Below are 20,502 nucleotides of genomic sequence, written 5' to 3' on the forward strand. Positions count from 1 at the left end.
ACGCACCCGGACGATCCCGTGAACGGAGGGTTAAACCTTGCCCCGGAGGTGTGTCGGGGGTGGTGAGCCGAATCACACGGGCGTAGTTTCGAGGGGACGGACGGCACCACCGCCGTCCTCCGGGAGGCCAGCCGATGGGGTTCACGCTCCGCTCAGGAGGGCCGGCACCGGCGCTGCTGAGCCGTGGCACCCACGGCCCGACGGCCGGTCGCCTGCCTCGCCCAGAGAGAGAACGGCGCCCGCGCGCCGGAGGGGAGCCCTCGTGGTCCGCACCTCACCCACCACCCCCACCCCGCAGGACGACGCGCGAGACGACGCGCGTCGCACGTTCGTCGTCGACACCTCGGTCCTGCTGAGCGACCCCCGCGCGATCGGGCGGTTCGCCGAGCACGACGTCGTCCTCCCGGTCGTCGTCATCACCGAGCTGGAGGCGAAGCGCCACCACGCGGAGCTGGGGTACTTCGCCCGCAGCGCGCTGCGCATGCTCGACGACCTGCGCGTCAGGCACGGCCGTCTCGACGCCCCGATCCCGGTCGGCGACGTGGGCGGGACCCTGCGCGTCGAGCTCAACCACACCGACCCGGACGTCCTCCCCGCCGGCTTCCGGCTGGGCGACAACGACACGCGCATCCTGTCCGTCGCCGCGAACCTCGCGGCGGAGGGGCACGACGTGACGGTCGTGTCCAAGGACCTGCCGATGCGGGTCAAGGCGTCGGCGGTCGGGCTGCGCGCGGAGGAGTACCGCCACGAGCTCGCCGTGGACTCGGGCTGGACGGGCATGGGGGAGATCTCCTTCACGGATGCCGAGGCGGCGTCGCTCTGGGAGCACGAGTCCGTCGAGCTCACGAGCCTCGACCCGGAGGTCGTCGAGGCCGCCGGGCCGCTGCACTGCCACACGGGGCTCGTCGTGCACTCCCCGCGCGGGTCCGCGCTCGGGCGCGTCACCGCCGACAAGCACGTGCAGCTCGTGCGCGGGGACCGCGAGCTCTTCGGGCTGCACGGCCGCTCGGCCGAGCAGCGCGTCGCGATCGACCTGCTCCTCGACGAGTCCGTCGGGATCGTGTCGCTCGGTGGCCGGGCGGGGACGGGCAAGTCGGCGCTCGCGCTGTGCGCGGGTCTCGAGGCGGTGATGGAGCGCCGGCAGCACCGCAAGGTCATGGTGTTCCGCCCGCTCTACGCGGTGGGCGGCCAGGAGCTCGGCTACCTCCCCGGCTCCGAGGCCGAGAAGATGAACCCGTGGGCGCAGGCCGTCTACGACACGCTCGGCGCGCTCGTCTCGCCCCAGGTGCTCGACGAGGTGATCGACCGCGAGATGCTCGAGGTGCTCCCGCTCACGCACATCCGCGGGCGCTCGCTCCACGACGCGTTCGTCATCGTCGACGAGGCCCAGTCGCTCGAGCGCAACGTGCTCCTCACCGTGCTCTCGCGCATCGGGCAGTCGTCGCGCGTCGTCCTCACGCACGACGTCGCGCAGCGCGACAACCTGCGCGTCGGACGGCACGACGGCGTCGCCGCGGTCATCGAGGCGCTCAAGGGCCACCCGCTGTTCGCGCACGTGACGCTCACGCGCTCCGAGCGCTCGCCCGTCGCCGCCCTGGTCACGGAGATGCTCGAGTCGATCGAGGTCTGACCCGCCGCGAGGTAGAGGCCTGGTCATGACCGGGCCTCTACCTCGCGGTACCGGAGCTCTACCTCGCGGTACCGGGGTTCTCTCTCGCGCGGGGGCGGGTGCGCGGGTGGACGAGGACCACCGCGAGGACTCCGACGGCGGCGCCCAGGACCGTGTCCAGAGCGCGGTCGAGCGCGAGCCCGGCCGGGTCGGCCGGGTGTGCGAGCGACGTCATGAGGAGCGCCATGGGCGTGATGGTGAGCATCGCGAGACCGTAGTGGCGTCCCACGATCGTCTCGGTCACGGTCTGGAGCACCACGACGACCGCGGCCGTCCCCCAGAACCCGAGCGGCGCGGCGAGCAGCGGCCACGCGAGCAGCGCGCCCGCGACGGTGCCGGCCCCGCGCTGGAGCGCCCGCACGACGGCGTGGCGCGCCGACTCGCCCTGGAGGACGGCGGTCGAGCCCATGGTCGCCCAGGCGGCGTGCCCGAGGCCGGCGCCCGCGGCGACACCGCCGGCGACGAGCCCGGAGATCCCGACGCGCGCCGTCGCGAGCCGCCACGGGCCTCGGACGCGGGACCGCGCCTGGGCGGTGAGCGAGGTACGGACGGGTGCCGCGGTGTCGTCCCGCGGGACGCCCAGGGCGTCGAGCGCCCGCTCGATCTCGTCGAGCTCGCGGGCGAGAGCCGGGACGGCGCCCCGGGGCAGACGCCACGACGCGTCGTCGGCGAGCACGTCGCGCGCCCGGGCGACCGCGAGCCGTGCCGCGCGGGCGGCGTGCCGGCTCGGCACGGGGGGCGCGGCGTCGGTCGGCCGCGCGCCGGGGGCGGCGTCCCGACCGTGAGAGGCCTCCCGCGCGACGGCCGCCGACGCGCCCGCCCCGCGTGAGGCCTGCCGTGCGACGGCCGCCGACGTGCCCGCCCCGGGCGGGGCCTCTCGCGCGGCGACCGTGACGGCGTCGGCGGCGCGCCGGACGGCGAGATGCGCGGGCGCTGTGGGCCGTACGAGCGCACCGGCCATGCAGACGAGCCACGCGAGGAGCGCGCCGGACGCGCCGGCGAGCACGCGGGGAACGAGGTCGCCGAGATCCGGGGATCCCGCGAGGCCCGCTCCGGCGGCGAAGACGACGATCGTCGCGCCCGGGGGGCCGGTGCGGACGAGGAGGCAGAACGCCGTCGCGCTCGCAGCGAGCGCCGCGACGGCCGCGGTCGTCGCGAGCGGGGGCGCGCCGACGACGGCCAGGAGCGTGAACAGGGCGATCGTCCCCGTCATCAGAGCCCCCACCGTGGCGAGGAGGGCGGCGCGGCGACGATAGGGGTCGTAGCGCCCGTACAGCGAGGTCAGGGCGCCGAGCGAGGCGAACGCGGCGAGGTCGGGACGGCCGAGCAGGCCCGGCACCGCGATCGCGAGCGCGACGGCGGCGCCGCACCGCAGCGCGGCGGCGAGCGTCGCGTCGGCAGGGTTCACGTGGAGGGCGGCACGCAGGTGGGCGGGGTCGAGGACGTCCTGCGCCGCGGCGCGCACGGGTGCGAGCGCGGCGACCGCGGGGGACGGGAGAGGCGGGAGGAGAGGCATGTCCGTCCCAGGGTAGCGGTCGTTCCAGAATGTTTCACCAGTGAAATACTGTGATGCCCGCCCTATCCTGGTCCTGTGGACTACGTGGACCGTGTGCGAGCGGAGTGGGCCGAGCAGCGCCCGGACCTCGACACCTCGACCTCCGCCGTCGGGGCGCGGCTGCGCCGCGTCGCGGGCCTCCTCGAGGGCGCGCTCGAACGCTCGGCGGCGCGCCACGACGTCTCGCGCGCGGAGTTCGACGTGCTCGCCGCGCTGCGGCGCGCCGGGCGTCCGCTGCGCGCGGGGGAGGTGACCACGATGACCGGCGCCCCCGGTGCGTCCATCACCAAGCGCCTCGACCGGCTCGAGCGCGCCGGGCTCGTCGAGCGCACCGTCGCCGAGCGCGACCGGCGCGGCGTGCTCGTCGCCCTCACGGGGGACGGGGTCGCGCTCGTCGACGAGGTCTTCCCGCAGCAGCTCGACCGGGAGCGCGCGGCGCTCGCGGACCTCGACGCGGACGAGCGTGCCGAGCTCGCACGGCTGCTCGGCGTCGTCCTGCGCCGCCTCGACCCGGTCGACTACTGACCGCGGGTCGCGGCGCTCGACCGCTGCGGAGCCCGGACGGCGAGAGCCGGGCGGGGTGCGCGCGCACCCCGCCCGGCTCGCGGGCGGAACGGTCGGTCCGGCGGGTCAGGCCTGCGGCGGGCGCGTCATCGACAGCACGTCGAGCGCCTCGTCGAGCTGCGCCTCGGTGACCTCGCCGCGCTCGACGAAGCCGAGGTCGATCACGGCCTGGCGGACGGTGAGGCCCTCCTTGACGGAGTGCTTCGCGACCTTGGCGGCCGCCTCGTAGCCGATCACGCGGTTGAGCGGCGTGACGATCGACGGCGAGGACTCGGCGAGCGCGAGCGCGCGCTCGACGTTCGCCGTGATGCCCGCGACGGTCTTGTCCGCGAGCACGCGCGACGCGTTCGCGAGGAGGCGGATCGACTCGAGGACGCCCTGGGCGATGACGGGGATCTGCACGTTGAGCTCGAACGAGCCCGACGCACCGGCCCACGCCACGGTCGCGTCGTTGCCGATCACGCGCGCGGCGACCATGAGCACGGCCTCGGGGACCACCGGGTTCACCTTGCCCGGCATGATCGAGCTGCCCGGCTGGAGGTCGGGGATGAAGATCTCGCCGAGGCCCGTGTTGGGGCCGGAGCCCATCCAGCGCAGGTCGTTGCAGATCTTGGTGAGCGACACCGCGATGGTGCGCAGCGCGCCCGAGAGCTCGACGAGGCCGTCGCGCGAGGACTGCGCCTCGAAGTGGTCGCGGGCCTCCGTGAGGGGCAGGCCCGTGTCCTCGACCAGCAGCGCGATGACGCGCTGGGGGAACCCGGCGGGCGTGTTGATGCCGGTGCCGACGGCGGTGCCGCCGAGCGGGACCTCCGCGGCGCGGGGGAGCGCCGACTCCAGCCGCTCGACGCCGTAGCGGATCGCCGCGGCGTAGCCGCCGAACTCCTGCCCGAGCGTGACGGGCGTCGCGTCCATGAGGTGCGTCCGGCCCGACTTCACGACGGTCGCGAACTCCGCCGACTTCGCCTCGAGCGCGTCGGCCAGGTGGCCGAGCGCGGGCACGAGGTCCCGCACGACCCCGGCGGTCGCGGCGACGTGCACCGACGTCGGGAACACGTCGTTGGAGGACTGCGAGGCGTTCACGTGGTCGTTCGGGTGCACGTCGCGCCCGAGCGAGCGCGTGGCGAGCGTCGCGAGGACCTCGTTCGTGTTCATGTTCGACGACGTCCCGGACCCGGTCTGGTAGACGTCCACCGGGAAGTGCGCGTCGTGCGCGCCCGACGCGACCTCGTCGGCCGCGGCGACGATGGCGGCGGCGACGTCCTCGTCGAGCACGCCGAGCTCGGCGTTCGCCCGGGCCGCGGCCTTCTTCACGCGTGCGAGGGCCTCGATGTGGCCGCGCTCGAGCGGGGTGCCGGAGATCGGGAAGTTCTCCACGGCGCGCTGCGTCTGTGCGCGGTAGAGAGCCTGCGCGGGGACGCGCACCTCGCCCATGGTGTCGTGCTCGATGCGGTACTCGGTCGTCGGTGCGGTCTCGCCGGCGACGCCGCCGGAGGCCTCGGGAGATGCAGTCATGGGGCCATCCTGCCGCACCGCGCGCGGGCACCCGCAACCCGCGTGACCGAGGTCACGCGGGCCGCGGGGCGGGCCGGTCACGCGCCGGCGTCGCCGCCTCAGGCGTCGGCGAGGGGTGCCTCGCCGACGTCGCCCACGACGTCGACCAGGTGGGCACGACCCTCCGCGAAGTCGTACTCGACGCCGACGATCGCGCAGCGCCCCTCCGCGACCGCGGCCGCGAGCCCGGCGGAGTACGAGTGGAGCATGTCGACCGTGTTGCGCACGTGCTCGCGGCGCAGCGCGGCCGGGTCGAGGTTCTCCAGCGAGCCGTTCCCGGCACCCGTGATCTTCGCGATCGACGGGATGACCCGGTCGACGACGGCCCGGACGAACCCGTCCGCCTGGGCGCCGGTCGTGAGCGTCTCCACCGCGGCGCCCACCGCGCCGCACGAGTCGTGCCCGAGCACCACGACGAGCGGCGCGGACAGGATCTCCACGCCGTACTCGATCGACCCGAGCACGGTCGTGTCGACGACGTGCCCCGCGGTCCGCACGACGAACATGTCGCCGAGCCCCTGGTCGAAGATGATCTCCGCCGCGACACGCGAGTCCGAGCACCCGAACAGCACCGTGTGCGGATGCTGCGCCGCGGAGGTCTCCCGTCGTCGGTCCGCGCCCTGCGAGGGATGGATCGGAGCGTCGGCGACGAAACGGTCGTTGCCCGCGCGCAGCGTCGCCCACGCCTCGGCGGGGGTGAGCGAACGGGCCGGCGGCGCGGAGGTGGGAGAGGTCATGGCCCCCATCATCGCGCACCCGGAGGCCCTCATGACGTGCCCGTTCGCATGGCGGGCCGCGCCCGGGAGGTGTAGCCATGGAGGGTGACACCCCGGAGACGGGGAAGCCGCGACCGAGGGGAGCTGACGTGCGTCGACGCACCCGAGCGCTCGCCGTCCTGGTCGCCGTGGGGCTCGTGGCGCCGCTCGCCGCGTGCGGCCCGGGCGACGACGGGACGCCGGTGCTCACGTGGTACATCAACCCGGACAACGGCGGCCAGGCCGACATCGCCGCCTCCTGCACGGAGGCCGCCGGGGGCGCGTACCGGATCCAGACCGAGCTCCTGCCGCGCGACGCCGCGTCGCAGCGCGAGCAGCTCGCCCGCCGCCTCGCGGCGAAGGACTCGTCGATCGACATCATGAGCCTCGACCCGGTGTTCATCGCCGAGTTCGCGGAGGCCGACTTCCTGGCTCCCGTCCCCGACGACGTCGCCGACGCGACGACGCAGGACGTCGTGCAGGGCGCGATCGACGCGTCGACGTGGAAGGACGAGCTGGTCGCCATCCCGTTCTGGGCCAACACCCAGCTCCTCTGGTACCGCAAGTCGGTCGCCGAGGCCGCGGGGCTCGACATGTCGCAGCCCGTCACGTGGGACCAGATCATGCAGGCCGCGCAGGACCAGGACAAGCTCCTCGCGGTCCAGGGTGCCAAGGCCGAGTCGCTGACGGTGTGGATCAACGCGCTCGTCGAGGGCGCCGGTGGGCACATCCTCGAGAACCCGGAGGCACCGGCGGACGAGGTGAAGCTCGGCCTCGACTCCGACGCGGGCAAGGCGGCCGCGACCATCATCGGCGACATCGGCACGTCGGGCGTCGGCGGACCGGGACTCCCGAGCGAGGACGAGCCCGCGTCCCTCACCAAGTTCCAGGGCGACCGCGGCTCGTTCATGGTCAACTGGCCGTTCGTCTGGTCCTCCACCCAGGGCGCGGTCGACGCCGGGTCGCTCGACCAGTCGCTGCTCGACGACATCGGCTGGGCCCTCTACCCGCAGACCACCGAGGGCGAGGACGCCCGCCCGCCCTACGGCGGCATCTCGCTCGGCATCGGGGCGTTCGGCAAGCACACCGACCTCGCGTACGAGGCGGCGCAGTGCATCGTCAGCCCGGAGAACCAGGCCGAGTACTTCGTCACCAACGGCAACCCCGCGGCGAGCACCAAGGCCTACGACGACCCCGACGTCCAGAAGGCGTTCCCCATGTACGACGTCATCCGCGACTCGCTCGACCAGGCCGCGCCGCGACCGCAGACGCCGTTCTACAACGAGGTCTCCACGGGCCTGCAGCAGACGTGGTACCCGCCGGCGTCCGTCGACCCCGACACGACCCCGCAGCAGTCCACCGAGTTCATCACCGCCGTCCTGCGAGGGGAGCGACTCCTGTGAACGCCGGACCTCCTGCCGAGCCCGCACCCCGCGGCCGGCACGCCTCCACTCCCTCGACCGCCACCGAGGACGCGCCGACCCGCCGCGGCGACGCGTCCCGTCGTGAGTCCCGGGCGGACTCCCGCGGCGCGCCCGACGCCGCCGCGAAGGCCGCGCGCAGCGACCGCGCCCGCGCCGAGGCACGCCTCGGGTGGTACCTCGCCGGGCCGGCGTTCGTCGTCATGCTCGCCGTGACGCTGTACCCGATCCTCCAGGCCGTCTACGACTCGCTCTTCAACTACAAGCTCACGGCTCCGGACGACCGGGCGTTCGTCGGGATCAACAACTACGTCGTGATCCTCACGGACCCCGTCTGGTGGAAGGCCCTGTGGGTCACCCTTCTCATCACCGTCATCACCGTCGCCATCGAGCTCGTCCTCGGCTTCGCGCTCGCGCTCGTCATGCACCGCGCGATCAAGCGCCTGCGCGGGCTCCTGCGCACCGCGATCCTCGTGCCGTACGGGATCATCACGGTCGTCTCGGCGTTCGCGTGGTTCTACGCGTTCGACATCACGTCCGGGTACGTCAACCACTGGTTCGACTGGGTGCCCGGCATCGGACCGGACCTCAACTGGTTCGCGCAGCAGGGCACGAGCCTGTTCGTCATCATCGCGTCCGAGGTGTGGAAGACGACGCCGTTCATCTCCCTCCTGCTGCTCGCCGGCCTGGCGCAGGTCCCGGGCGACCTCGAGGAGGCCGCGAAGGTCGACGGGGCGACCGCGTGGCAGCGGTTCACGCGGGTCATCGTGCCGAACATGAAGGCCGCGATCATGGTCGCCGTCCTGTTCCGCGCGCTCGACGCGTTCCGCATCTTCGACAACGTCTTCATCATGACGAACGGTGCCAACGGCACCGAGGTGCTCTCGCTGCTCGCGTACCGCACCTCGATCGGCCAGCTCCAGATCGGCATGGGCTCGGCGATCTCCGTGCTGCTGTTCCTGTGCGTCGTGCTCATCTGCTTCATCGCGATCAAGCTCTTCAAGGTGGATCTCGCCGGCGCGAGGGGGGAGAAGTGATGGGCAGCGTCCTCAGCACCCGGGCCAAGATCTGGTGGGCCGTCATCACGGTCGTCGTCCTCGTCGGGGCGCTGTTCCCCGTGCTGTCGATCTTCATGACGAGCTTCAAGGGTCCCAGCGACATCAACTCCGGGACGTTCCTGCCGCCGCAGTGGAGCACCGACAACTACGAGCAGATCCTCGCCACGGGCGGCTCGGCGCAGGAGCTGTTCCTCTCCGCGCTGCGCAACTCGATCGGCATCTCGCTCATCGCGACGGTCATCGCCGTCGTGCTCGCCACGCTGTGCGCCTACGCCATCGCGCGCCTGAACTTCCCGGGCAAGCGCCTCATCCTCACGACGGCGCTCGGTGTGTCGATCTTCCCGGTCGTCTCGATCGTCACGCCGCTGTTCAACCTGTGGCGCAACATCGGCCTCTACGACACGTGGCTCGGTCTCATCATCCCGTACCTGTCGCTCACGCTCCCGATCTCCATCTGGACGCTCGCGGCGTTCTTCCGCCAGATCCCGTGGGAGCTGGAGCAGGCAGCCCAGGTCGACGGTGCGACGCCGTGGCAGGCGTTCCGCAAGGCGATCGTCCCGCTCGCGGCGCCGGGCGTCTTCACGACGGCGCTCATCGCCTTCTTCATCGCCTGGAACGACTTCGTCTACGGCATCTCGCTCACGTCGACGAGCGCGGCCCGTCCCGTCCCGGCGGCGCTCGCGTTCTTCACGGGGGCGTCGTACTTCGAGGAGCCGACCGGCGCGATCTCCGCGGCGGCCGTCGTGGTGACGATCCCGGTCGTCGTCCTCGTCGTGCTCTTCCAGCGTCAGATCGTCTCCGGCCTGACCCAGGGGGCGGTGAAGGGATGAGCACGACCGATCGCCGGGGGACCACCCGGCAGCCGACCCCGCTGCCCGCCGCGGCACCGCCGCGCCCCGCCCGCGTCGTCGGGCACCGTGCCGCACGCCGAACCCGAGGAGAGAGCTGATGGCGTCGATCACCCTCAAGGACATCGTCAAGCGCTACGGCGACGGGTTCCTCGCGGTGGACCGCGTGAACCTCGACATCGCCGACGGCGAGTTCGTCATCCTCGTCGGCCCGTCCGGCTCGGGGAAGTCGACGGTCCTGCGCATGATCGTCGGGCTCGAGGACATCACCTCGGGCGAGCTCGACATCGACGGCACGCGCGTCAACGAGAAGGCGCCGCGCGAGCGCGACCTCGCGATGGTGTTCCAGAACTACGCGCTGTACCCGCACCTCACGGTCGCGGAGAACATCGCCTTCCCGCTGCGCCTCGCCAAGGGCAAGCACAGCGAGGAGGAGATCCGCGAGAAGGTCGAGCGCGCGGCCGACATGCTCGACCTCCGCGAGCACCTGGACCGCAAGCCCGCGAACCTGTCCGGCGGCCAGCGCCAGCGCGTCGCGATGGGGCGCGCGATCGTGCGCGACGCGAAGGCGTTCCTCTTCGACGAGCCCCTGTCCAACCTCGACGCCAAGCTGCGCGGGCAGACACGCACGGAGATCGCCCGGCTCCAGCGGCGCCTCGGCACGACGACCGTCTACGTCACCCACGACCAGACCGAGGCCATGACGCTCGGCGACCGCGTCGCCGTGCTGCGCCGCGGCGTGCTCCAGCAGGTCGCGAGCCCGCGCGGGCTCTACGAGCAGCCGGTCAACCTGTTCGTCGCGGGCTTCATCGGGACGCCGCCCATGAACTTCCTCCCCGGCGAGGTGTCGGGCGGGCGGATCACGCTGCCGTTCGGCGAGTTCGACATGCCGGAGAACGTCGCGTCCGTCGTGGGCGACCGGAGCCTCGTCATCGTGGGGCTGCGGCCCGAGCACTTCGAGGACGCGCGGCTCGTGGACCCGTCCAAGAAGGACCGCGGCCACACGTTCGAGATCCAGATCGACGTCACGGAGTGGCTCGGGGCGGAGCTCTACGCGTACGTGCCGTTCGACATGCACGAGTCCGTGAAGGGCCAGCTCGAGGAGCTGGACCGCGAGCTCGACGGCGAGGGCCTGCGCAGCCAGTTCGTCGTCGCCCTGGACTCCGCGTCGCGCGTGCGCGACGGCGACACGACGGAGCTGTGGTTCGACCCGACGAAGATGATGATCTTCGACCCCGAGACGAGCGAGAACCTCACGCGCGACGACGCCGAGGCGGACCGCATCGAGGAGGAGAACGCCGAGGACCGCAAGCGGTCGCTGGAGCGAGCCCAGAAGCAGGACGCCCAGGTCTGAGGTGCCGTGTCGGCCGCCCGGGCGACCCGCCCGGGCGGCCGACACGCGCCGGGACCGGCTCAGGCGGTCGTGAGCTCGGTGCGGCGCGGTGGGTTGGCGCCGGCGCGCGAGACGGTGACGGCGGCGACGGCGGCGCAGCGCTCGAGGAGGCGGGTGAGCGTGGCGGTGTCGACGGCGCGCAGGGCGTCGCGGCGGTCGGCGCCGAGCAGGCCGGCGTCCCAGAGCCCGTCCAGGAGCGCGCCCATGAAGGAGTCGCCCGCGCCGACGGTGTCCACGACCTCGACCCGCGGGGCCGTGACGCGCTGCTCGCCTGCCGCGGTCAGGGCGAGGGCGCCCTCGCCGCCGTAGGTGACGACGACGAGCGCGGGGCCGAGCGCGAGCCAGTCGCGCGCGACCGCGACGGGGTCCGTCCCGGGCACGAGCCAGGCGAGGTCCTCGTCGCTGACCTTGACGACGTCGGCGAGCGCGACGAGCGCCTCGATCCGGGCGCGGGCGTCGGCGGGGTCGCCCATGAGCGCGGGGCGGGCGTTGGGGTCGTAGGTGATCGTGGCGGTGTCGCGCGCGGCGGCGACCAGGGCGCGCACGTCGGACGCGCCGGGCTCCAGGACGGCGGCGATCGAGCCGGTGTGCACGGCGAGCGTGCCGGTGCCCGGGGCGGTGCCGGCCGGGACGCGCCACTCCAGGTCGAACTCGTAGCTGGCCGCGCCCTGGGCGTCGAGGTGGGCGGTGGCGACGCTCGTGGAACCGGCCCCGGTGCTGCCGGGGGTGAGGGTCACGGCGGAGTCGTCGAGCCAGGCCCGGATCGCGTCCCCGTGCGCGTCCGGCGCGACCCACGTGGCCAGACGCGCGTCGCGCCCGAGGCGCCCGAGGGTGAGCGCGACGTTCGCCAGGCTGCCACCGGGGTGCTCGTCGACGCTGCCGTCGGCGCGGTGCACCACGTCGATCAACGCCTCACCCACCACGAGCACGTGCTCGTGGCGCTCCGGGGCGCCGTCGGTCGCGGGGGCGGCGGGGGAGGTGCTCATCAGTCGTCTCCGGTGGTGTCGTCGGGGGTCTCGTCGGACTCGTCGTGCGTGCCTCCCGCGTCCTGGGAGCGTGCGGCGTCGAGCCGGGCCCGCGCACCGTCGAGCCACTCCTGGCAGCGCGCGGCCAGCGCCTCGCCGCGCTCCCAGAGCGCGAGCGAGGCCTCGAGGGGTTCGCCGCCGGCCTCGAGCCGCGCGACGACCTGCACGAGCTCGTCGCGCGCCTGCTCGTACGAGAGCGTCGCGACGTCGGTCGTGACAGCGTTGTCAAAGGAACTCACGGCAGTATTCAACCCCATCTGTGCGTCGTGGTCGGAACGGGCGTCCGGGAACCGGCCGCCGCGGGGCGCGGGAGGCGCCTCACGGCGCGCCCCGGGGGACGTCGGGCGAGGGCCCGCCGGTGTGCGGGGGGTCGCCGTCGTGCATGGCGGCCACCGCCGCGTCGAGCCCGCCACGTGCGAGCCGCACGCGGACCACGTCTCCCACCGCGACGTCGTCGGGGGAGCGGACCACGTGTCCGTCCGCCCGCTGCACGACGGCGTACCCCCGCTCGAGCGTCGACGCCGGCGACAGGGCGCGGACCTGGGCCTCCAACCGGCCCACCTCGCCCGAGGCGCGCACGAGCCGCGTGTCGAGAGCTCGTCGTGCGCGGTCGCGCAGCGCGGCCACGCGCTCGGCGTGGTCGGCGAGCATCGTGTGGGGCGCGGCCAGGACCGGGCGGGACCGGAGGCCGTCGAGCAGGGCCTGCTCGCGTGCCACGCGCCCCGCGATCGCCGTACGCAGCCGGTGGCGCCCCTGGGCCAGGCGGGCCCGCTCCTCCGCGACGTCCGGGACGACGCGCCGCGCGGCGGCCGTCGGCGTGGACGCGCGGTAGTCCGCCACGAGGTCGAGGAGCGGGCTGTCCGTCTCGTGCCCGATCGCGCTGACGAGCGGGGTCCGGCACGCCGCCGCGAGCCGGACGAGGGCCTCGTTCGAGAACGGCAGCAGGTCCTCCACCGCGCCGCCGCCGCGCGCGACGACGATCACCTCGACGTCCGGGTCGGCGTCCAGCGCGCGGATCGCGTCGCCCACCTGCTGGACGGCGTGCGCCCCCTGGACCGCGACCTCCCGGATCTCGAACCGGACCCGGGGCCAGCGGGCGCGCGCGTTGACCACCACGTCGTGCTCGGCCTTGGACTCCCGGCCGCACACCAGCCCGACGACCTTCGGCAGGAACGGCAGCGGCCGCTTGCGGTCGGCGTCGAACAGCCCCTCGGCGGCGAGGACGCGCTTGAGGTGCTCGATGCGCGCGAGCAGGTCGCCGACGCCCACCGGGCGGATCTCGCGCGCCTGGAGCTGGAGCGAGCCGCGTCGCGCCCAGAAGACCGGCTTGGCGTGCACGACGACGTGCGCGCCCTCCGCGAGCGGCGTGCCGTCCAGCACGCGCGTGGCCGCGGACACGGGCAGCGACATGTCCAGGTCCGTGTCGCGCAGCGTGAGGAAGGCGGTCGACGTCCCCGGCCTCCGGTTGAGCTGCACGACCTGGCCCTCGACCCACACAGGGGCCATCCGCTCCACGTACTGCTCGATCTTGCGGGCGAGGAGACGCACCGGCCACGGGTGCTCCGCGCTCGTCTCGAGCGCGCGCGCCGGGAGCGGGCCACGGTCCCCGGGCCGGGAGCCCCGCGCGGACGCGCCCGACCGGGGGACGTCGTCGGGCGGGGGGAGCGAGGCGGTCACGGGTCCAGCCTGCCGTACCCCACCCACGTCCACCCGGCGCGCCCACCGGTCGACGCGTGCGGCGCGGGGGACGCGCGGTCGCTCACGGGGCGAGCAGGTCGACCGTCACGAGCCGGTACCCCTGGGCGCGCAGGTCGTCGATGATGCCGGGCACGGCGTCGACCGTCGTGGCGTGGATGTCGTGCATGAGGACGACGCTCCCCGGCCGGGCGCCCTCGACGGCGCGCCGTCGGGTCTCGGCGGCGTCCTTGGTCTTCCAGTCGAGCGTGTCCAGGTTCCAGAGGATCACCTGCAGCCCCGTGCGGGTCGCGATCGACCGGACGCGGTCGTCGACGTCGCCGTAGGGCGGGCGCAAGAACGTCGGCGTCGCCCCGGACGCCGTGGTGATCGCCTCCTGGGTGCGCTCGAGCTCGGCGCGCACCTCGTCGTCGTCGAGCGTCGTGAGCTGGGGGTGGTCCCACGTGTGGTTCGCGAGCAGGTGCCCCGCGGCGGCCGTGTCCCGCACCACGTCGGGGCGCTTCTCGACGTTGGTCCCGACGAGGAAGAACGTCGCGGTGACGTGCTTCTCGGCGAGCGTCCGCAGCAGGCGCTCGGTGTCCGCGCCGGGCCCGTCGTCGAACGTCAGCGCGACGCACCGGTCGACCGCGCAGTCCACGCCCTGCGCGCGTCCCAGCTCGCGGCGCTGCTGCAGCGTCAGCGCCAGCCGGTCGCTCCACACCGCCTCCGTGGCGGCGAGCACGGCGTCCCGCTGTGCCACCGTCTCGGCGACGGGTGCGCCGCCCACCCCGGCGTCGAGCGTCGTGCCGGCGGCGGCGAGCGCGGTGTCGAGCGCCGTCCGGTGCGCCTCGTCCGAGACGAGCCCGGCCGACTCCGCGAGCACCGGTCGCCCCTCGGCGACCGCGCCCTCGAGCCCGTCGTACGCCCACTGCTGCCACGCCGTCGCGACGTCCTGCGTCGCCACGGCGACCGCGGACGTCGCGTCGTCGAGCGCCTCCGGCGACGGCGTGGATCCGGTGACGACCTCGGACCGCCGCTCCGGCAGGTCGCGGGGGAAGAACGGGTTCGGGCGCGAGAGCGCGTCGACCGTGCGGACCTCGACCGGGTACTCGACGGGCGTCCCGAGGAGAGCCGCGGCGTCCGGCAGCGCCGCCGCCAGCGGGTCCCGCACGGCGGCGTCCGCGACCTGGCCGTCGCTCTGCGTCAGCACGGCGCCGCCGACCACGTCCGCGACGGCGAGCGCGGCGAGGCGGGGCACGTACGCCGCCTCCGCCGCGGCACGGGCGGTCGCGGCGTCGTGCTCGGCCCGCTCGACGTCGGCGTGGTACCGGTCGACGGACGCGACCCACCGGTCGTGCTCCACGGACGCCGCGAGGACCAGCGCGCCTGCCACCACGACCGCGACGCCGGGCACGAGCCACCACCACGTGCGCCGCCTCCTCCGCCCGGGCTCGGCAGGTCCGGCGGGGTCGGTGGTTCCCGCGGACTCGCCCGGGTCGGCGGCGGCGGGAGTCTCGGGGTCGGTCGGGTCGAGGTCGTCGGCCATCCCTCGATCCTCACGGCCGCCCGGAGGTCCGGCGACCGGGAGGGCCGTCCCGCGCGGGTGAGATCCGTCTCGGCGCTCCGGCGTCCTCGCGCGGACGCGGGGGAGGGACGGTGGAGCACCGGCGGCGGTGCTGTGACGAGGGCGGGAGGAGTGCGGGCACGGGCGACGGGTGACGGGCCTCACCGGGGTCGGCGCGCGGGCGCTCGCCTAGACTCGAGGCGTGAGCGACCTTCCCGCCGGCTCGTCCGCGCACCCGTCCGACCGCCCCGCCGTCCTGTCGGAGGCGGTCCTGCCGAGCGTCGCGCCGCGCAAGCGCGTCCTGCTCGCCGCGCCCCGCGGCTACTGCGCGGGCGTGGACCGTGCCGTCGTCGCGGTCGAGAAGGCGCTCGAGCACTACGGCGCTCCGGTGTACGTGCGCAAGGAGATCGTGCACAACAAGTTCGTCGTCGAGACGCTGAGCGAGCGCGGCGCGGTCTTCGTCGACGAGACCGACGAGGTGCCGGAGGGCGCGCGCGTCGTGTTCTCGGCGCACGGCGTCTCGCCCGCGGTCAAGGCGGCCGCGGCGGCGCGCAACCTCGACACGATCGACGCCACGTGCCCGCTCGTGACCAAGGTCCACAAGGAGGCCGTGCGCTTCGCCAAGGACGACTACGACATCCTCCTCATCGGCCACACGGGGCACGAGGAGGTCGAGGGCACGGCCGGCGAGGCGCCCGACCACGTCCAGGTCGTCGACTCGCCCGACCACGTCGACGACGTCGTGGTCCGCGACCCCGACAAGGTCGTGTGGATCTCGCAGACCACGCTGTCGGTCGACGAGACCATGGAGACGGTCCGCCGGCTGCGGGAGAGGTTCCCGACGCTCCAGGACCCGCCGAGCGACGACATCTGCTACGCGACGCAGAACCGCCAGGTCGCGGTGAAGAAGCTCGCACCGGACGCCGACGTCGTCATCGTCGTCGGCTCGGCGAACTCGTCGAACTCGGTGCGCCTCGTCGAGGTCGCGCTCCAGGCGGGTGCCGGTGCGTCCTACCGCGTCGACCGGGCGAAGGAGATCGACCCCGCCTGGCTCGACGGCGCGACGACCGTCGGGGTGACGTCGGGCGCGTCGGTGCCCGAGATCCTCGTGGACGACGTGCTCGCATACCTCGCGGAGCGCGGGTTCGGCGAGGTCGAGGAGGTCCGCACCGCGACGGAGGACCTCATGTTCTCGCTGCCGCGCGAGCTGCGCGCGGACCTCACGTCGTCGGGGTCCGACGGCGGTCGTCCGGCCCGCGGGGGCCGCACCTCGCTCTCCGTCCAGCCCGTCTGACGGTCGGGTCGTCCGTGGCCGCCGGCTCCGGACGGGCGGTCAGGCGCTCGCCCCGCCGGCTGACGGCTCCCGGCGGGAGTCCTCACGGTCCTCAGGGCGCTCGTCGATCGCGACCACGGACTCGTTCACGGACGCGAGCAGCTCGGGCGCGCTCACGGCGCTGAGCCGCGGGTTCACCGTCGGCGGCGTCGTGAGGTCGTCGTCCACGACGTGCAGGTCCGCGAACCGGCGCGCGCTGACGAGCACGCGCGTCTCGAGCGAGCCGACCGTCCGGTTGTAGGAGTCCGCGGCGCTCTGGAGCTGGCGCCCGAGCTTCGCGAGGTGCGACCCCATGACGGCGAGGCGACCGTGCAGCTCCTTGCCGAGCGTGAGCACCTGCTGGGCGTTGGTGGCGAGCGCGTCCTGGCGCCACGCGTACGCGATGGTCCGCAGCATGGCGACCATCGTCATGGGCGTGGCGATGACGACGTTCTTCGACACCGCGTGCTCGAGGAGCGACGGGTCCTGCTCGACGGCCGCCGAGAGGAACGACTCCGCGGGCACGAACATGACGACGAACTCGGGCGCCGGGCCGAACTGGTCCCAGTAGCGCTTGGCCCCGAGGTCGTCGACGTGCTTGCGCATGTGGCGAGCGTGCGCGGCGAGCCGGTCGGCGCGCACCGCGGGGTCGGTGGCGCCCTGCGCGTCGAGATAGCCGAGGAACGCGACCTTGGCGTCGACGACGACCTGCTTGCCCCCGGCGAGGCGCACCACCATGTCGGGGCGCAGCGCGCCGTCGTCCGTCGCGACCTGGTCCTGCTCCACGAAGTCGACGTGGGGAAGCATGCCGGCCGCCTCGACCACGCGGCGGAGCTGCAGCTCGCCCCACGCGCCGCGCACCTGCGACGACCGCAGCGCGGTGACGAGCTGCGACGTCTCGGCGCGCAGCAGCTCCGACGCGTCGCGGACCCCCCGCACCTGCTCGGCGAGGCTGCCGTGCGCCGCGAGCCGCGCACGCTCGGCCTCCGCGACCTCGGCGCGCACCTTCTCGAGCGCACCCGCGAGCGGCTCCACGAGGTGGCGCACCGCCTCCTCGCGGCGCTCCAGCTCCGCCGCGCCCTGCTCCTGGCTCCGGCGCAGGCGCTCCTCCGCCTGGACGAGGAACTGCTCCGTGCCCGCGGCCAGCACCTTGCGCGAGAGCGCCTCGAACTGCGCCTCGAGCCGGCGGCGGTCGCCCTGGACCTCCTCGACGCGGCGCTCGGCCGCGGCCCGCAGCTCGGCGAGCTGCTGCTCGTGCGTCGCCCGCGCGAGGTCGAGGCGCTCGTCCGCGCTGCGCTGCGCCGCGCCGAGCTGGCGCACGAAGCCCTCGCGCTCGGCCTCGAGCCGCTCCGCCAGCCCCGCGCCGCGCGCGGCCTCCTGCTGCGCCTGGCCCAGGAGCTGGGTGAGGCGGCGGACCTCCGCCGCGGCGGCGTCGGGCGACGCGCGCCGCACGGTGAGGACGAGCGCGGCACCGCCGACGAGCCCCAGCACGAGGCCGACCGCGAAGAGCAACCATCCCGAGGTGTCCATGGCGGCACCCTCCCACGGGGGACCGACACGACGGGTCCGACACGTCGCGCGCCCCGCCCCGGCGGACACCTCGTGACAAAAGGCACCGCACGGCGTCGGGACCCTCCGCTACGTTGGCGGCATGGTCGATCCCACGCCCCTACCACCCGTCGCCCCGGCCGGCGTGCCCGGCGCCGTGCCCGGACCGGTGACCGGGCCCGTCCCCGGGACGCAGCCCGGCCCCCCCACGCCGCCCGACCCGACCGCCGCGCTCTCCCTGCGCGGGCTCTGGAAGCGGTTCGGCGAGAAGATCGCGGTCGCCGGCATCGACCTGGACGTCCCCGCGGGCTCCTTCTACGGGCTCGTCGGGCCCAACGGCGCCGGCAAGACGACGACGCTCTCCATGGCGACCGGGCTCCTGCGCCCCGACGCGGGCTCCGCGCACGTGCACGGCACCGACCTCTGGGCCGACCCGGTCGCGGGCAAGCGGCAGCTCGGCGTCCTGCCCGACGGGGTCCGGCTCTTCGACCGGCTCACCGGCGCGCAGCTCCTCACGTACGCGGGCCTGCTGCGCGGCATGGACCGGGACACCGTGGCCGAGCGCACGGCGGAGCTCCTCGCCGCGCTCGACCTCGCGAAGGACGCCACGACGTTCGTCGTCGACTACTCGGCCGGCATGACCAAGAAGATCGCGCTCGCGACCGCGCTCATCCACGCCCCCCGCACGCTCGTCCTCGACGAGCCGTTCGAGGCCGTCGACCCGGTCTCGGCCGCCAACATCCGCGACATCCTCGCGGGCTACGTCGCCAGCGGCGGGACCGTCGTCGTGTCCTCGCACGTCATGGACCTGGTGCAGCGCATGTGCGACCACGTCGCCGTCGTCGCGGGCGGCCACGTCCTCGCGGCGGGCACGGTCGACGCGGTGCGCGGCGACCAGAGCCTCGAGGACCGGTTCGTCGACCTCGTCGGCGGGCGGCAGAGCACGGAGGGCCTCGCGTGGTTGCGCAGTTCGTAAGGCTCAAGCTCACCCTGATGGGCAACACGTTCCGGCGGAGCGTGTGGCAGACCATCGGGTTCCTCGTCGCGGCGCTCTACGGGGTGTTCGTCGTGGGGCTGCTCGTCGTCGGGATGGTGGTCCTCGGCACGGACGACCCCGCGCTCGCCGGGTCGATCATGATCCTCGTCGGGACGCTCGCCGTCCTCGGGTGGTGGGTGATCCCGCTCTTCGCGTTCGGCGTCGACGCCACCCTCGACCCGCAGCGCTTCGTCCTGTTCGGCATCCCGCAGCGCCGGCTCCTCGCCGGGCTCGCGGTCGCGGGCGTGGTGTCGGTCCCCGGGATCGTCACGGCCCTCGCCGCGCTCGGCGTCTCCTTCGCGTGGTGGCGCACGCCCCTCGCGGTGCTCGCCGCGCTGGTCGGCGCCGTCCTCGCGGTGGCGCTCTGCGTCGTCGGCTCACGGGCGACGACGACGGCCCTCGCCCCGCTGCTCGAGTCGCGCCGCTACCGCGAGGTCGTGACGATCGCCGCGTTCGTGCCGCTCGTCCTCGTCGGCCCGGCCTTCGCCTGGGTCGGCTCGCAGCTCGGGGAGGGCCCCGTCGACGGCGACGCGGTGCGGGGCATGGTGACGCGCCTCGCCGAGATCGCGGCCTGGACGCCGTTCGGTGCCCCGTGGGGCCTGGGCGCCGCGGTGCACGACGGCGCGTGGGGCCTCGCGCTCGCGCGGCTCGTCGTCGCGCTGGCGACCCTCGCGGTGGCGTGGGTCGTGTGGGACAAGGCCCTCGCCCGTGCGCTCGTGACGCCGCCCACCTCCGGGTCGGGCGGGCGTGCCAAGGGGCTGGGCTTCTTCTCCCGGTTCCCCGCGACGCCGACGGGGGCGGTCGCGGCGCGCACCGCGACGTACTGGCTCCGCGACCCGCGCTACTCGGGGTCCATCGCGGTCGTCCCGCTCATCCCGGTCGTGCTGCTCGTGGTGGGCGGGGGGTCGGGCTCCGAGATCTTCCTCGCCCTCGCGCCGTTCACGGCATGGATCCTCGGCTTCTCGATCTCGGCCGACATCGCGTACGACCACACGGCGTTCGCGCTGCACGTGTCGACGGGAGTCTCCGGGCGCGCGGACAGATGGGGACGGGCCCTCCCGGTGCTGGTCGCGGGTGGCGTCGTGACGCTCGTCTTCGCGGTGGTCTCGGTCGCGGTAGCCGGACGCTGGGACGCGCTGCCGGCGTTGCTCGGCCTGACCGTCGGCACGCTCCTGGTCGCGACCGGCGTCTCGAGCGCGACGTCGGCCCGGCTGCTGTACCCGGTGCCGAAGCCCGGCGACAGCCCGTTCAAGCAGCCGCAGGGCGCCGCGATGGCGACGCTCGTCGCGCAGTCGGTCGCGATGCTGCTCGTGCTCGCGCTGTCGCTCCCGTTCCTCGTGCCCGGTCTCGTCGCGATCCTGGCCGACCTGCCGGTCGTGGGCTGGGTGACGCTCGTCGTGGGGGCCGCGGTCGGGGTCCTCGTGCTGCTCCTCGGCGTCCGCTGGGGCGCCCGTGCGTACGACCGGCGCGCGCCCGAGCTGCTGCAGAAGGTGATGTCCGCGGCCTGACCTCCGGGCCGGGGTCCGCGC

At 74.3% G+C, this 20,502-nt stretch carries 17 protein-coding genes; 9 read left to right on the plus strand and 8 right to left on the minus strand.

The window, feature by feature from the left end:
* Positions 1-262: 262 nt before the first annotated feature.
* Entirely contained in the window at positions 263-1,630 is a 1,368-nt protein-coding gene (locus tag NHH00_RS06380; protein ID WP_253051034.1) for a PhoH family protein, read from the plus strand.
* 58 nt (positions 1,631-1,688) lie between these two features.
* On the opposite strand, the gene NHH00_RS06385 is transcribed toward NHH00_RS06380, so the two are convergent.
* A complete protein-coding gene (locus NHH00_RS06385) occupies positions 1,689-3,185 on the minus strand; it encodes an FUSC family protein (RefSeq protein WP_253051035.1) in 1,497 nt (498 codons plus the stop codon).
* Positions 3,186-3,260: 75 nt separating this feature from the next.
* Between NHH00_RS06385 and NHH00_RS06390 the strand changes: the two genes are divergently transcribed.
* Positions 3,261-3,749, plus strand: coding sequence for a MarR family winged helix-turn-helix transcriptional regulator (locus NHH00_RS06390; RefSeq protein ID WP_253051036.1), 489 nt, complete (start codon positions 3,261-3,263; stop codon positions 3,747-3,749).
* Between the two features lie 105 nt (positions 3,750-3,854).
* Here the strand turns inward: NHH00_RS06390 and NHH00_RS06395 are convergent, their stop codons facing one another.
* Entirely contained in the window at positions 3,855-5,300 is a 1,446-nt protein-coding gene (locus NHH00_RS06395; RefSeq protein ID WP_253051037.1) for a class II fumarate hydratase, read from the minus strand.
* Between the two features lie 98 nt (positions 5,301-5,398).
* The gene (locus NHH00_RS06400) at positions 5,399-6,076 is read right to left on the minus strand and encodes a carbonic anhydrase (RefSeq protein ID WP_253051038.1); all 678 of its coding nucleotides are present in this window, start codon (positions 6,074-6,076) and stop codon (positions 5,399-5,401) included.
* 128 nt (positions 6,077-6,204) lie between these two features.
* On the opposite strand from NHH00_RS06400, the gene NHH00_RS06405 reads away from it, so the two are divergent.
* The 4 genes from NHH00_RS06405 (at position 6,205) to NHH00_RS06420 (ending at position 10,775) form a co-directional block, all read left to right on the plus strand.
* Positions 6,205-7,497 (plus strand): sugar ABC transporter substrate-binding protein, encoded by a 1,293-nt coding sequence (locus NHH00_RS06405; RefSeq protein WP_253051039.1) that lies wholly within the window; start codon positions 6,205-6,207, stop codon positions 7,495-7,497.
* Positions 7,494-8,552, plus strand: coding sequence for a carbohydrate ABC transporter permease (locus NHH00_RS06410; protein ID WP_253051040.1), 1,059 nt, complete (start codon positions 7,494-7,496; stop codon positions 8,550-8,552). Before NHH00_RS06405 ends, NHH00_RS06410 begins: the two co-directional genes overlap by 4 nt.
* A complete protein-coding gene (locus NHH00_RS06415; protein ID WP_253051041.1) occupies positions 8,552-9,403 on the plus strand; it encodes a carbohydrate ABC transporter permease in 852 nt (283 codons plus the stop codon). Before NHH00_RS06410 ends, NHH00_RS06415 begins: the two co-directional genes overlap by 1 nt.
* Positions 9,404-9,521: 118 nt before the next feature.
* Positions 9,522-10,775 (plus strand): ABC transporter ATP-binding protein, encoded by a 1,254-nt coding sequence (locus NHH00_RS06420; protein ID WP_253051042.1) that lies wholly within the window; start codon positions 9,522-9,524, stop codon positions 10,773-10,775.
* A gap of 59 nt (positions 10,776-10,834) precedes the next feature.
* Here the strand turns inward: NHH00_RS06420 and NHH00_RS06425 are convergent, their stop codons facing one another.
* The 4 genes from NHH00_RS06425 to NHH00_RS06440 form a co-directional block, all read right to left on the minus strand.
* Entirely contained in the window at positions 10,835-11,800 is a 966-nt protein-coding gene (locus NHH00_RS06425) for a carbohydrate kinase family protein (protein ID WP_253051043.1), read from the minus strand.
* A complete protein-coding gene (locus NHH00_RS06430) occupies positions 11,800-12,096 on the minus strand; it encodes an exodeoxyribonuclease VII small subunit (protein WP_374614446.1) in 297 nt (98 codons plus the stop codon). Before NHH00_RS06430 ends, NHH00_RS06425 begins: the two co-directional genes overlap by 1 nt.
* Positions 12,097-12,157: 61 nt before the next feature.
* Complete coding sequence (xseA, locus tag NHH00_RS06435; RefSeq protein ID WP_253051045.1) at positions 12,158-13,516, minus strand: exodeoxyribonuclease VII large subunit; 1,359 nt, start codon at positions 13,514-13,516, stop codon at positions 12,158-12,160.
* Between the two features lie 82 nt (positions 13,517-13,598).
* Positions 13,599-15,059, minus strand: coding sequence for a polysaccharide deacetylase family protein (locus NHH00_RS06440; protein ID WP_253051046.1), 1,461 nt, complete (start codon positions 15,057-15,059; stop codon positions 13,599-13,601).
* A 274-nt stretch (positions 15,060-15,333) separates the two neighbouring features.
* Here NHH00_RS06440 and NHH00_RS06445 point away from each other — a divergent pair, with 274 nt between their 5' ends.
* Positions 15,334-16,371 carry a 4-hydroxy-3-methylbut-2-enyl diphosphate reductase gene (locus NHH00_RS06445; RefSeq protein WP_253051436.1) on the plus strand — a complete coding sequence of 346 codons (1,038 nt, stop codon included), beginning with the start codon at positions 15,334-15,336 and terminating at the stop codon, positions 16,369-16,371.
* Between the two features lie 39 nt (positions 16,372-16,410).
* Here NHH00_RS06445 and rmuC read toward each other — a convergent pair whose 3' ends face one another.
* Positions 16,411-17,919, minus strand: coding sequence for a DNA recombination protein RmuC (rmuC, locus tag NHH00_RS06450; RefSeq protein ID WP_253051047.1), 1,509 nt, complete (start codon positions 17,917-17,919; stop codon positions 16,411-16,413).
* A 121-nt stretch (positions 17,920-18,040) separates the two neighbouring features.
* Here rmuC and NHH00_RS06455 point away from each other — a divergent pair, with 121 nt between their 5' ends.
* Together NHH00_RS06455 and NHH00_RS06460 are read left to right on the plus strand one after the other, a co-directional pair.
* On the plus strand, positions 18,041-18,913 hold the full coding sequence (locus tag NHH00_RS06455; RefSeq protein WP_253051048.1) for an ABC transporter ATP-binding protein: 873 nt from the start codon (positions 18,041-18,043) through the stop codon (positions 18,911-18,913).
* Positions 18,895-20,481 (plus strand): hypothetical protein, encoded by a 1,587-nt coding sequence (locus NHH00_RS06460; RefSeq protein WP_253051049.1) that lies wholly within the window; start codon positions 18,895-18,897, stop codon positions 20,479-20,481. Before NHH00_RS06455 ends, NHH00_RS06460 begins: the two co-directional genes overlap by 19 nt.
* Positions 20,482-20,502: the final 21 nt, after the last annotated feature.

Origin of the sequence: Cellulosimicrobium cellulans (assembly GCF_024124905.1) — a bacterium.
In the GTDB taxonomy this organism is placed as follows: Bacteria; Actinomycetota; Actinomycetes; order Actinomycetales; family Cellulomonadaceae; genus Cellulosimicrobium; species Cellulosimicrobium cellulans_G.

What these genes read in the sequence shown, in the direction of transcription:
- NHH00_RS06385 (WP_253051035.1), bottom strand. Translation starts at nt 3,185, where the DNA reads ATGCCTCTCCTCCCGCCTCTCCCGTCCCCCGCGGTCGCCGCGCTCGCA.
- NHH00_RS06395 (WP_253051037.1), bottom strand. Translation starts at nt 5,300, where the DNA reads ATGACTGCATCTCCCGAGGCCTCCGGCGGCGTCGCCGGCGAGACCGCA.
- NHH00_RS06400 (WP_253051038.1), bottom strand. Translation starts at nt 6,076, where the DNA reads ATGACCTCTCCCACCTCCGCGCCGCCGGCCCGTTCGCTCACCCCCGCC.
- NHH00_RS06415 (WP_253051041.1), top strand. Translation starts at nt 8,552, where the DNA reads ATGGGCAGCGTCCTCAGCACCCGGGCCAAGATCTGGTGGGCCGTCATC.
- NHH00_RS06420 (WP_253051042.1), top strand. Translation starts at nt 9,522, where the DNA reads ATGGCGTCGATCACCCTCAAGGACATCGTCAAGCGCTACGGCGACGGG.
- NHH00_RS06425 (WP_253051043.1), bottom strand. Translation starts at nt 11,800, where the DNA reads ATGAGCACCTCCCCCGCCGCCCCCGCGACCGACGGCGCCCCGGAGCGC.
- NHH00_RS06430 (WP_374614446.1), bottom strand. Translation starts at nt 12,096, where the DNA reads ATGGGGTTGAATACTGCCGTGAGTTCCTTTGACAACGCTGTCACGACC.
- NHH00_RS06440 (WP_253051046.1), bottom strand. Translation starts at nt 15,059, where the DNA reads ATGGCCGACGACCTCGACCCGACCGACCCCGAGACTCCCGCCGCCGCC.
- rmuC (WP_253051047.1), bottom strand. Translation starts at nt 17,919, where the DNA reads ATGGACACCTCGGGATGGTTGCTCTTCGCGGTCGGCCTCGTGCTGGGG.
- NHH00_RS06455 (WP_253051048.1), top strand. Translation starts at nt 18,041, where the DNA reads ATGGTCGATCCCACGCCCCTACCACCCGTCGCCCCGGCCGGCGTGCCC.